Origin of the sequence: Candidatus Synechococcus calcipolaris G9, from assembly GCF_029582805.1 — a bacterium.
Taxonomy (GTDB): domain Bacteria; phylum Cyanobacteriota; class Cyanobacteriia; order Thermosynechococcales; family Thermosynechococcaceae; genus Synechococcus_F; species Synechococcus_F calcipolaris.
Genome location: NZ_JAKKUT010000001.1, coordinates 60,385 through 72,695 on the forward strand (window position 1 = coordinate 60,385; position 12,311 = coordinate 72,695).

Genomic DNA, 12,311 nt, shown 5'->3' on the forward strand with positions numbered 1-12,311 from the left:
GCCTAATCATCATCCCAATAAATTTTTCTCCAGTAGCACCTCAGCAATTTGAATGGCGTTGAGGGCCGCCCCCTTGCGAATTTGATCTCCACTTAACCACAGTTCTAAACCGCAGGGATGGGAAATATCTTGGCGAATCCGGCCCACCAAAACATCATCCTGGCCACTGGCTTCCATGGGCATGGGAAAGTAATTCCGTTGCCAATCTTCCACGAACCGAACCCCAGGGGCTTGACCGAGCAATGTTCGGGCCTCTTCCACGGGAAAAGGGGTTTGAAATTCAATATTCAGACTCTCAGAATGGGCCCTCAGCACGGGTACGCGCACACAGGTGGCCGAAACGCGCAGATCTGGGGCATGGAATATCTTGCGGGTTTCCTGAACCATTTTCATCTCTTCTTGACAATATCCCTGCTCATTGAGGGGAGAGTTATGGGGAAACAGATTAAAAGCCAGGGGGTAGGGAAAAATATCAGTGGGGGGAGGCCGATCCTGCAAGATGGCGATCGCCTGATCCTTCATCTCCGCCATGGCCCTAGATCCGGCTCCACTGGCAGACTGATAGGTGGCCGCCACAATCCGCTGAATCGGGCGAACTCGGTGGAGGGGCCAAAGGGCAACGGTCATTAAAATTGTGGTGCAATTGGGATTGGCAATAATCCCCTGATGGTGTGCCAAGTCTTCGGGATTAACTTCCGGGACAACCAATGGAACCGCTCCATCCATGCGGTAGGCACTGGAGTTATCGACGGCAACCGCTCCGGCCGCAACAGCGATGGGCAACCACTGGCGCGAGACGGAACCCCCTGCGGAGGCCAAAACTAAATCAAGCCCCTGAAAAGCGTCCTCCGAGACTTCGACGACGGGTAGGGTTTCCCCAGCAAAGGGCAATTGTTGACCCGCCGATCGCGGTGATGCCAGCAATCGTAATTCTTCCAGGGGCAGCGATCGCTCCTCTAGGAGTTGTAAAAGCTCTGTACCAACGGCCCCTGTGGCCCCCAAAATGCCAACCCGTAACCCGGCCATTAGGCAGACTCAGGTTTCGGTAAGGAGGAGGGATGGAGGAGTAATTCGGCGGTAGACCTTTTCTCAACCATGGCCGGGGTGATTCGACAGGAACTTAAATCCTTCCGGGACGGTAACTCATACATCACATCCAGCATAATTTCTTCGACAATGGCTCGTAGGGCCCGGGCACCGGTTTTACGGCGGTAGGCTTCCTGGGCGATCGCCCGTACTGCTTCCGTTTGAAACTCCAGTTGCACATTGTCCATTTTTAGGAGTTTTTGGTATTGCTTCAGCAGCGCATTTTGTGGCTCTGTCAAGATTTCCGAGAGGGCATCTACATCTAGGGGTTCCACCACCGCCAAGACGGGAATCCGACCAATGAACTCAGGAATCATGCCGTACTTAACGAGATCCTGGGGTTCAAGGTGCTGAAGCAGATCCGCTGCCCGCTTTTCCTTGGGTAAGGGTTCACCATCGCGGACAAAGCCCATGGCCTTTTTGCCAATCCGCTGCTCAACGGTTTTCTCCAGACCTAGAAAAGCCCCACCACAGATAAATAAAATATTCGTCGTATCAATCTGAATGCAGTCTTGATAGGGATGCTTGCGACCGCCTTGGGGAGGGACATTGGCAACGGTTCCCTCAAGCATTTTGAGTAAGGCCTGCTGCACCCCTTCCCCGGAGACATCTCGGGTAATGGAGGGATTTTCACTCTTGCGGGCAATTTTATCAATTTCATCAATGTAGATAATCCCCCGCTGGGCCTCTTCCACATCTAAATTAGCGGTTTGCAAGAGGCGTAGCAGAATATTTTCCACATCCTCGCCCACGTAGCCCGCTTCAGTGAGGGTGGTGGCATCGGCCACAGCAAAGGGCACATCCAGCATTTTCGCTAGGGTTTGGGCCAGGAGGGTCTTGCCAGAACCGGTGGGGCCGACGAGGAGAATATTAGACTTCTGTAGCTCAACGGGATCACTGCCGCCATTGCGCTGCTCTTCTAAAAAGCTAAGACGCTTGTAGTGGTTGTAGACGGCCACGGATAGCACTTTTTTAGCCTCGTGTTGGCCCACCACGTGCTCATCGAGGTATTTTTTGATTTCCCGTGGTTTGGGCATCTGGGCTAGGGGCCGGGGGGTTGACCGCGATCGCGACGAGGGCCGGGCAGACTGTTCCCGTCGAGGTGGGGAGCCGCTAGTGACACTGGACAATTCCTCATCCAGAATTTCGTTGCATAGCTCAACACATTCGTCACAGATATAAACGCCGGGGCCAGCGATTAATTTTCGCACCTGTTCTTGAGATTTGCCACAAAAGGAACACTTTAGGTGGGCTTCATATTTCGGCATAACTACCTCGGTGTTAAGCTGCGGTGCTATCCCCGTGGCTGGGGAGACTTTGACGGTTGACAACCTGATCAATTAAGCCGTAGGCTTTGGCTTCATCGGCGGACATAAAGAAATCACGCTCCGTATCCGTTTCAATTCGTTCCATGGGTTGGCCCGTGTGGGACGCTAGGAGTTGATTGAGCTTGCGCTTGTGATAAAGAATTTCCCGGGCCTGAATCTCAATGTCCACGGCCTGTCCTTGGGCACCCCCTAGGGGTTGGTGAATCATAATTCGAGAATGGGGTAGGGCCATCCGCTTGCCAGGGGTACCACCGGAGAGGAGAAAGGCCCCCATGCTGGCAGCCAGGCCAAAGCAAAGGGTACAGACATCGGGACGAACGTGCTTCATCGTATCGTAGATGGCCATCCCGGCCGTGACTGACCCTCCAGGGGAGTTGATATACAGATAAATATCCCGCTCTGGATCCTCTGCATCGAGGAAAAGAAGCTGGGCAACAATGGAGTCGGCAACGGTATCATCAATCCCCCGACCGGAACCGCCGCTGCCCCCAAGGAAAATAATCCGCTCTCGCAACAGCCGCGAATAAATGTCAAAGGCTCGCTCTCCCCGACCCGATTGTTCTACCACCATGGGGACAATATTGGCTTGGCTATTAGCCTGAATCTGGGGATACCCATTGGGGATCACCACAGATGGGCCAGTAAGGGATGAGCTAAGGGGATGAAAGTAACGGGATTCCAGCATAGACACGCTAATGGTAATCAACCTCTTGAAGGGATGCCTCTGTTAGACCGTTGCCGTGACAGAGGAGCTAAGTCCATTATGCCTAACTATTCCCCAGAAGGGCCAGGGTTGGCTTTTTTTGAACTACGTTTTTTCTTGGGTTCGTTGGCGATCGCCGTGACGGATTCCTCTGCGGTGTCCGGGGATGGCTCCTGGAGATCGTCCTCAATGGTGGTCGCAGTCGTGTCAATGACCTCTGTAATGGGGTCTGATCCCTGGGCAATGTCTGGGGATTGACTGGCCTCTGACCCGTCGTTTTCGCTTTCTTCGTCGTCTTCTGGTTCGTCGTTAATTTCTAGATGATTTTTTTCAATTAGCCAGTCCACCACAGCCCGTTTGCGAAGCTCATCTGCCATGATGCCATGAACCCGTTCCCGGCTGGCGGACTTCTTGCCGAGGGCTTTTAGGACGAGTTCCACCTGTTCCTCTACCTCTTTGGGATCCGGTTCGATGGACTCTTGATGGGCGATCTCCTCTAAAAGAAGGTCTTTCTGCACGGCTTCCACCGAGACACCCCGTAAACCCTGCTCCAAGTTTTTCTGCATATCTGTCGATAGGGACTTAGGCATTTTCATGCCCTGCTCCTCTAGCCGATTCAGTAATTGCTGGATACGCCGTTGGGTTTCTTCTTTAATAAGGACTTCGGGAACCTCGAAGTCGATACCTTCCAATAATTTACTGAGGATGGCCGATTCCTTTGCCTGACGATTTTCATCCTCTACGGCTTTCTGGGTTCGTTCCTCCAGAACTTCCCGCAACTCCTCTAGGGTGTCGAACTCACTACAGTCTTGGGCGAAGGCATCATCTAGGGGAGGGAGTTCCCGCTCCTTAATCTCATTGAGGATAATGGTAAATGTAGCCGTACTATTGGCGAACGCTTCTTCCTGATAGTCTTCGGGAAAAGTGACATCCACCTCTATGGTTTCCCCCACGGTCATGCCCACAATGGCCGCCTGAAAATCCGGTAGAAAATTTGTTTCACTTAGGTCGATTTGAACATCCTCCCCCTGGGCATCCTCCAGTACCTCGCCGGTTTCCTTATCCACGGCGGAAAAGTCCACTAAAACAATGTCCTCCCCTTGGGCAGGGCGATCGCCCTCGATGGGAATCAGGGTGGCTCGTTCTTTTTGTTGGTTTAGGAGGATCTGATCCACGTCGGTGGGATCATAGGTTTTGGAGCGGTAACCAATGGTTAATTCGGTGTATTGCTCTGGTGTGATGGCAATTTCGGGTAGGACATCAACGGCAATCTTGACGTGGAACACTTGCCCCGGTTCAAAGGTTTCCATCAGGACATCAAAGTCTGAGGTTAGGGATACATTGCCCAGGAAAGATACTTTCTCTTGGGCGATCGCCGCTTTAATATGAGTTTCGAGTAGCTCTTCGAGGGCTGCATACTTGATGCGTTCGGGGCCAATTTGCTGAATCAAAATTTTGCGGGGGACTTTACCCTTGCGAAATCCTGGAATGGCTGCTTTGCGAAGAAAGTTGTTCAAAACTCGATCGTAGGTGCTTTGGGAAACATTTCCAGGAATTTCAATGTCTAATCCCACTCGACTGGCGGGTAATTTTTCCTGGGTAACTTTTAATACTGATGCCTCGGTCAAAATAATCCCTCTTCGCAAATATATAGATACAGCAGCGGTGGAGCAATGCCTAAACAGCCCTATCCGATCTTACGCGATCCCTAGGGCATTATTTCCATGCCTAAAGGATCCAGCCTAAACCAAAAAGGAGGCCACTGACAAAGTGTAGATTGGCCGCCACAAATTTAGAGGTTTTGATCTGATCCGGTTGATCATGGAATTGTTGCATTTGCCGGATCAATTGCACCCCCCAGGGCAGGGCCACCAAACTGAGGAGCGAAAGGGGTGGAAAGACTTGGAGACCCACACCAATGAGAATGGTGATAAAGACGATGGCGATCGCCCCCTGAACCAAACGGCTACTGGTCTGAGTGCCAAGGCGGGCCACTGGAGACCGTTTACCGGCGGCGAGATCATCTTCAATCTGATGGAAATGGGAGCAAAACAAAATTAATGTGGTGGTGAGGCCCAGAATCGTGCCCACGGGCCAAATGAGGGGAGACCAGGCCTGGGTTTGACTGTAGTAGGCTGCGGCAATGGCGAGGGGACCAAAGGCAAAAAAACACAGGGGTTCCCCCAGTCCCAAATACCCCAGTCGAAAGGGAGGGCCTTGGTAGATATAGCCGAGAAAACAACAGAGGGCGACTAAACTAGGAACCGTGACATCGTGCTGGAGGTAAGCGATCGCCCCGATGCCCACACCCCCTAGGGACAGGCAGAGATAGCTCAACCAAAGGATCAGGGATTTTTTGCCCGTGAGATTGACCACGGAATGGTACTTGTGGCGATCAATACCGGTGTCAGCATCAAAGACATCATTACTTAGGTTTAGCCAGGCTAAAATCAGCACCGCTGCGGCCAAAAATAGGAAAAATCGCCCCAGGTAGAGGTCTCCAGATTCGGCCCAACCTAGGGCACTCCCTAGCCAAATCGGCATAATGGCCACACTATAAATGGGAAGCTTAAGGGCTGCCCACCAGAGCTTTTCCGAGCTTACTGCCACAGAATCAGGCATGACATCAGACATTACAATCTCTGAATTTTTTCCCTAGGGTTTGACGGACAAGGTAAGATCAACCATAGCACCCAGCCGAATTATGCACCCTCACCGATCCTCGACCGCCCTTACCCCACCTATGTCCGGCACAATTTTGAATGGCAAGGCCGTAGCCCAGACCCTAGAGGTTGAACTGGCCCAACAGGTTGCCAGTCTCCGGGCCCAAACCGGAAAATCTCCGGGTCTGGCGGTTATTCGGGTGGGGGACGACCCCGCCAGTGCGGTCTATGTTCGCGCCAAGGAGCAGGCCTGTGGGCGGGTGGGGATTCAATCCTTTGGTTGCCACTTGCCCAAGGATACCAGCGCGGCGGATCTGGTGACTAAAATTGATGCCCTAAACCAAGATGAACAGGTCCATGGCATCCTATTGCAACTGCCCCTGCCCCCTCAGCTAGACGAGCGGGCCCTACTCTACCGCATTGATCCCAACAAAGATGTGGATGGCCTCCACCCGGAAAATTTAGGGCGATTATTGCGGGGTGAACCGGGATTACAAAGTTGTACCCCTAGGGGGGTGATGGAGTTACTAACGGCCTACGATATTCCTTTGGCAGGGCGATCGGCGGTGGTGATTGGTCGCAGTATTTTGGTGGGCAAGCCCCTAGGGTTGATGCTCTTGGCAGCAAATGCCACAGTAACCATTGCCCATTCCCGTAGTCAAAATCTAGGGGCGATCGCCGCCCAAGCGGATGTGTTGATTGCCGCCGTTGGCCGACCCAAATTAATCACCGCTGATATGGTCAAACCCCAAGCCGTGGTCGTGGATGTTGGCATCAATCGCTACCCCCGCCCCGACGGTAAAACCAGCTTAGTGGGCGATGTGGATTTTGAGGCGGTGGCCCCGGTGGCCAGCCATATTACCCCCGTTCCTGGGGGAGTAGGGCCGATGACGGTGGCCATGTTGCTGCACAATACAGTATGGAGCTTCCGTTATCACGAAGGGTTATTGGAGACGGGAAAGTAATTAATGTGTTTCCAGTGCCTAAGTTTAGACACTTGACTGCCACGATGAGGAGAATCCTATGATTTCAGCCCAAAGCCCTCAAGTCCAAGCTAAGCCCGGCCCCGATTTTAATCTGCGGGGTTACTTGGAGGAGCGGCGAACTTTAGTAGAAGCAGCCCTTGAGCAGTCAATCCCTGTGACCTATCCGGAAAAAATCTATGATGCCATGCGCTATTCCCTCATGGCTGGGGGGAAACGACTACGGCCCATTCTTTGCCTAGCCACCTGTGAACTCCTCGGCGGCACGATCGCCATGGCCATGCCCACCGCCTGCGCCTTAGAAATGATTCACACTATGTCCCTCATCCATGATGACTTACCCGCCATGGACAATGATGACTATCGCCGGGGCAAGCTAACCAATCATAAAGTTTACGGCGAAGACATTGCCATCTTAGCGGGGGATGGTCTACTAGCCTATGCCTTTGAGTATGTGGTTGAAAAGACGGAAAACGTGGCCCCAGAGCAATTGTTAAAGGTTGTGGCTCGGTTAGGCCATGCGGTGGCGGCGACGGGGTTAGTGGGGGGACAGGTGGTGGATCTGGAGTGCGAGGGCCTGAGTAATATTGGTGTCGAAACCCTCCACTTTATCCATTCCCATAAAACGGGGGCCCTCTTAGAGGCCTCGGTGCTATCCGGTGGCTTGCTGACGGGGGCTGATAAGGAAACCCTGCAACGGCTATCTCGCTATGCCGCTAACATTGGCTTGGCCTTCCAAATTGTGGATGATATTTTAGATGTCACTTCGACCCGTGATGTCCTCGGCAAAACCGCTGGCAAGGATTTACAGGCCCAGAAGATTACCTATCCAAGTCTTTGGGGCATTGAAAAATCTCGCCAAGAAGCCCAAGGGTTGGTGGATGCGGCGAAGGACGAATTGGCCTGCTATGGCGAACGGGCTATTCCCCTCCAGGCGATCGCCGGTTATATTACGGCCCGTACCCACTAGGGGTTAGGATGGGCAGCAGGGTCTACGGCCACAATAATCATGAATGGTATGGCTGAACTTCTCTCGAATCAAGTCCTATGGGTTGCCCTGGCCGCCAGTGCGATCGCCCAAATTCTCAAGCTCGTGATTGATATCGCCAAACACCGCAAGTTAAATTTTCGGGTGTTGGTGGAAACCGGCGGGATGCCCAGTTCCCACTCCGCCCTTGTTGCGGCCCTAGCCACGGGAGTGGGTCAGACGAAGGGCTGGAATAGTATTGAATTTGCCATTGCCCTGGTTTTTGCCTTTATTGTTATGTACGATGCCGCTGGGGTGCGCCAGGCGGCGGGGAAACAGGCGCGCATCCTTAATCAAATTGTCGAAGAATTTTTCCAAGAAGGTCACGAATTGGCAGAGTCTCGTCTCAAGGAACTCCTTGGCCATACGCCCATTCAGGTCATTGCTGGCTCTGCCCTGGGGGTTGCCATTTCTTGGTTCACCTTTTCGCCGGTATAGAGTTGTTTGCGCCTATGCAGAGTCAACGCTTAATTCTTCAAACCTTTATCCTGCCAACGGTCTATCGATTGCTGCTGATGGGAGCGGTTGCCATGGGTGTGTCGCTGCCCCACCGGGCGATCGCCAGCCTTTCCCCAGCGATCGCCGAGCAGATTCTCGAAAAAGCCGCCAGCCAATTTGGGGCAGACCCCGACCAACTGGACATCCTGGAAGCCGTCCCCCAGATATGGTCCGATGGATGCCTGGGGCTGGGGGGACTCCGCCTAGACTGCGCCGAACGCCTGACCCCCGGTTGGCAAGTCGTTGTCACAAATCCGGCAGCCTTTTACGCGCCCCGCTGGGTTTATCGCACCAATCAGTCCGGCAGCTTAATTCTCTGGGATGCGGCAGGCAGTCAAATGATTGCCACCCTGATTCAACCACCGGCCCGCCTCAGGGATGAAGACTTGCCTCCCCCTCTGCCGGAAAGGGCAATTTTTCGGCTGGTTAGTTACAACCACGAAGGGCAAAATCCCCAGGGAACGATTCTCTATCACGACGGCCAAATTATTCAAACCACCTGGTCAAGTCGGGGGGAACCCATCGAGCGATCGCTACGGCAATTGAGTCCTAGCCAAGTGGAGCAGTTTCAGGAGTTTTTACGGGAGCGGCGTTTTGCCCGTTTCGATGGCTATGATTTTTGGCCCACCGACCTAGATGAAAACCCAGATCAACCAGACAACATTGCATCCTACCGGATGATTTTCCTCTCTAGTCCTGAGGTCACCGTGCGCTTTGCTGATCGGGATGAGCATCGCCTAGCGGCGGATATCTCTACAATCTTGATGACCTGGAATCGCTTGGTTGAGCGGGGACGCTTCCCTTGAATTGATTCCTTAAATGGGCTTAAACATTGATTACAAAATGTAATGTTTTATGTATACTCCATTACATTTGTGACTCAGATCACGGTATGATCAATCTAATCGGGTAGGAATAGCTACCCAACGATTTATGGTAGGTTTTTCATGGTCAGTTATTCCACTCGTCCATCTGACAATCAAAATAAAAACGAGTTTCTGAATCGCTATGCCCCCTGGGTATACAGTCAAAAACAAGCTAGTGAAATGATGGATGAATATACTGCTGGCCGTCGCGATTTTCGCCACATGAATTTGCAGGGGGTAACCCTCACCGACGTGGATTTAGCCGGGGTAGATTTAAGTGGTGCTGACCTGAGTAATGCCACCCTCACCGATGTCAATCTCACCGATGCCAAGTTAATTGAAACAACCTTGAGCAATGCGGAATTAACCAATGTGCAGTTTCGTCAAGCCAACTTGAGTCGGGCAAATCTGCGGGGGGCTACCCTCACCCATAGCTCCTTGGCAACGGCAAACCTGCGGGGGACGGTGTTACCCAATGGCCGGATGGGTCGGTAGTCAGGTCAGTAAATTATAACGCCCCAATCACAACGCCCCTAAGTAGGCTTCAATCACCGCTGGGTTCTGTTGTACGGTAGCGGGATCCCCTACGGTAATAAGTTCACCAAAATCCAACACCGCAATGCGATCGCACAGGCCCATGACCAAGGGAACATGGTGCTCAATTAAAACAATGGTGAGGTCAAATTCCCGTTGCAATCGCCGGATCAGGTTAGAAAGTTCTTTTTTCTCATTGGGATTCATACCCGCAGCAGGTTCATCTAACAGTAAAACCTGGGGTTCAAGGGCAAGGGCCCGGGCCAGTTCTAGGCGGCGTTGATCGCCATAGGCAAGGGTTCCCGCCAAGCTATTGGGGCGATCGCCCAGGCCAACCCAATCCAGGAGACTCTGAATTTTAACCTGGCTATGATATTCGGCCACCCGCACCGGCTTTAACTGCCATAAATTGGCCCAAAAGCCACCGGGAAGATGTAAATGCTGCCCTAAAAGGACATTCTGCCAAACCGTTAAGTCCTGGAAAAGGCGAATATTTTGAAACGTACGGGCCACCCCCACCGCCGCAATCTGGTGGGGAGCTAATCCCGTTAATAGGCGATCGCTGAGATAAATGTTTCCCTGACTAACGGGAATTAGGCCTGTGATCAGATTAAACGCCGTCGTCTTACCGGCTCCATTGGGGCCAATGAGGCCAAAAATTTCTCCCCGTTGCACCTGAAACGAGACTTGATTCACGGCCCGTAACCCCCCAAAATTGCGACAGAGATTTTCGACCCGGAGCAGGGGAGACGGATAGATGTTAGGGGGGTGGGAAGGCAACATTAATTCACGCTAGAGGACGATCGTTTTGAACGATAGCTCATAAGCTTACACTTGATAGATATTGCAGATGAAGATGTGATTAGGACACTTCCAAATGGGAGTCCCTTGGTTCACAGGCTTCTCAGAGGCAAAATGTCCTAACACTCTACTCACTTGCAATAGTTTATACATAAATTGGGCAGACTCGACTTAACTTATCTGAGCAGTAGCCAAGGGGGTACTCGCCATAAAGTGTACAATGTTATAAGACTAAGTTTAGGGTTGGCACTTAGAATTCACTCTTTTAAGATATAAAATTTGTGGCAAGATTAACACCTGTATGTCAGAGGAAAATTTGTGTTTCTTATTAGAAAGTCTAGTAAGCCTGCCCCATGAAACGGAGTGGGTTGAGTTTAAAGTAAATAATGCTGACCCAGAGGATATTGGACAATACTTATCAGCGCTTTCTAATTCTGCTGCCTTACAGGAAAAACAAACTGGTTACATAGTGTGGGGTGTTGAAGATACTACCCATAATATTTTGGGAACTAGTTTCAAGCCAAAATCCGCAAAAGTTGGGTCACAAGAGCTTGAAAATTGGCTTGCAACACAACTGGAGCCACGTATAAACTTTAAAATCTGTCAGTTTCAGTGTAATGGCAACAACATTGTCCTATTTGAAATTCCCCGTGCGACCTATATTCCTGTCAAGTTTAAGTCTATTGAATATGTAAGAGTAGGCAGTTACAAAAAGAAACTTGGAGAACATCCAGAAAAAGAACGGCAACTATGGTCGATCTTTTCCAAGTATCCTTTTGAAAAGGGAATTTCAGTGGAGAACATTAGAGAGCAAGATATACCAGACTATATAGATTATCCAAAGTATTTTGAACTTACAAGCTTAAAGCTTCCTACGGATTTATCCGGCATTCTTCAAAGACTAGAAGCAGAGAAGTTGATCGTGAGTAAGCCTGGTAGTTCTTATGACATTACTAATCTTGGTGCAATTCTATTTGCAAAAAATTTGTCGGTATTTGAACGTTTGTCTCGAAAAGCTGTTCGAGTGATAATGTACCAGGGAAAGAATCGTATTAAAACATTGCGAGAAATGCAAGGGCATATGGGCTATGCTGCTGGTTTTGAAGGTCTAGTTAGCTACATAAACAATTTGCTCCCTCAAAATGAAGTAATAAATGAAGCTCTCCGTGCCGAAACTCGGATGTATCCTGAAATTGCCATCCGAGAGCTAGTCGCAAATGCAATTATTCACCAGAATTTTGATATTGGTGGAACAGGTCCAATAGTTGAAATTTTCTCAGATCGAATTGAAATCACTAATCCAGGTACACCACTAATTGAGCCTATTCGTTTTATAGATCAACCGCCACTGTCTAGAAATGAGACACTAGCAGCTTTCATGCGTCGTATTAATGTTTGCGAAGAACGTGGTAGTGGCATTGATAAGGTAATTCATGCAGTTGAAATGTTTCAACTACCTGCTCCTTCCTTTAAGGTGACAGACAATCATATTCAAGCAATTTTATTTGCACACAAAAAACTATCAGACATGGATAAAGACGACAAAGTTAGAGCTTGTTACCAACATGCCTGTCTAAAATTTGTGTCAAACGAGCAAATGACTAATTCTTCCCTACGGCAAAGGTTCTCAATCGCATCAAATAATGCTTCAATAGCGTCTCGTATTATTTCAGACACAGTCGTGGCGGGTTTTATTAAGCCATACGACCCAAGCAGCGAGTCCAAAAAGCACGCAAAGTATGTACCGTTTTGGGTCTGAGTGAGCTTGACGGTTATTTGACGGTTATTTGATGGGAAGGGGAGTTTTATTAATGCTGCCACT

At 50.6% G+C, this 12,311-nt stretch carries 12 protein-coding genes; 6 read left to right on the top strand and 6 right to left on the bottom strand.

Going from position 1 to position 12,311, the window contains the following annotated elements; all coding sequences use genetic code 11:
* Positions 1-9: 9 nt before the first annotated feature.
* From L3556_RS00315 to menA, 5 genes are all read right to left on the bottom strand, one after another.
* Positions 10-1,026 (bottom strand): aspartate-semialdehyde dehydrogenase, encoded by a 1,017-nt coding sequence (locus L3556_RS00315; protein ID WP_277865306.1) that lies wholly within the window; start codon positions 1,024-1,026, stop codon positions 10-12.
* Positions 1,026-2,354, bottom strand: a complete 1,329-nt coding sequence (gene clpX / locus L3556_RS00320) for an ATP-dependent protease ATP-binding subunit ClpX (protein ID WP_277865307.1) — start codon at positions 2,352-2,354, stop codon at positions 1,026-1,028. Before clpX ends, L3556_RS00315 begins: the two co-directional genes overlap by 1 nt.
* Positions 2,355-2,367: 13 nt before the next feature.
* Positions 2,368-3,099, bottom strand: a complete 732-nt coding sequence (gene clpP, locus L3556_RS00325) for an ATP-dependent Clp endopeptidase proteolytic subunit ClpP (protein WP_277865308.1) — start codon at positions 3,097-3,099, stop codon at positions 2,368-2,370.
* An 86-nt stretch (positions 3,100-3,185) separates the two neighbouring features.
* Positions 3,186-4,745 (bottom strand): trigger factor, encoded by a 1,560-nt coding sequence (gene tig, locus L3556_RS00330; RefSeq protein ID WP_277865309.1) that lies wholly within the window; start codon positions 4,743-4,745, stop codon positions 3,186-3,188.
* Between the two features lie 100 nt (positions 4,746-4,845).
* Positions 4,846-5,757, bottom strand: coding sequence for a 2-carboxy-1,4-naphthoquinone phytyltransferase (gene menA, locus L3556_RS00335; RefSeq protein WP_422110744.1), 912 nt, complete (start codon positions 5,755-5,757; stop codon positions 4,846-4,848).
* A 64-nt stretch (positions 5,758-5,821) separates the two neighbouring features.
* Between menA and folD the strand changes: the two genes are divergently transcribed.
* The 5 genes from folD to L3556_RS00360 all read left to right on the top strand — a co-directional run bounded on the left by folD (position 5,822) and on the right by L3556_RS00360 (position 9,649).
* Positions 5,822-6,745, top strand: a complete 924-nt coding sequence (folD, locus tag L3556_RS00340) for a bifunctional methylenetetrahydrofolate dehydrogenase/methenyltetrahydrofolate cyclohydrolase FolD (RefSeq protein WP_277865311.1) — start codon at positions 5,822-5,824, stop codon at positions 6,743-6,745.
* A gap of 58 nt (positions 6,746-6,803) precedes the next feature.
* Entirely contained in the window at positions 6,804-7,733 is a 930-nt protein-coding gene (crtE, locus tag L3556_RS00345; RefSeq protein WP_277865312.1) for a geranylgeranyl diphosphate synthase CrtE, read from the top strand.
* A gap of 39 nt (positions 7,734-7,772) precedes the next feature.
* A complete protein-coding gene (locus L3556_RS00350; RefSeq protein WP_277865313.1) occupies positions 7,773-8,228 on the top strand; it encodes a divergent PAP2 family protein in 456 nt (151 codons plus the stop codon).
* Positions 8,204-9,094, top strand: coding sequence for a hypothetical protein (locus L3556_RS00355; protein ID WP_277865314.1), 891 nt, complete (start codon positions 8,204-8,206; stop codon positions 9,092-9,094). Before L3556_RS00350 ends, L3556_RS00355 begins: the two co-directional genes overlap by 25 nt.
* Positions 9,095-9,235: 141 nt before the next feature.
* A complete protein-coding gene (locus L3556_RS00360; RefSeq protein WP_277865315.1) occupies positions 9,236-9,649 on the top strand; it encodes a pentapeptide repeat-containing protein in 414 nt (137 codons plus the stop codon).
* 27 nt (positions 9,650-9,676) lie between these two features.
* Here L3556_RS00360 and L3556_RS00365 read toward each other — a convergent pair whose 3' ends face one another.
* Complete coding sequence (locus L3556_RS00365; protein ID WP_277865316.1) at positions 9,677-10,471, bottom strand: ABC transporter ATP-binding protein; 795 nt, start codon at positions 10,469-10,471, stop codon at positions 9,677-9,679.
* A gap of 319 nt (positions 10,472-10,790) precedes the next feature.
* On the opposite strand from L3556_RS00365, the gene L3556_RS00370 reads away from it, so the two are divergent.
* Positions 10,791-12,248, top strand: coding sequence for an ATP-binding protein (locus L3556_RS00370; RefSeq protein ID WP_277865317.1), 1,458 nt, complete (start codon positions 10,791-10,793; stop codon positions 12,246-12,248).
* The last annotated feature ends 63 nt before the right edge of the window (positions 12,249-12,311 follow it).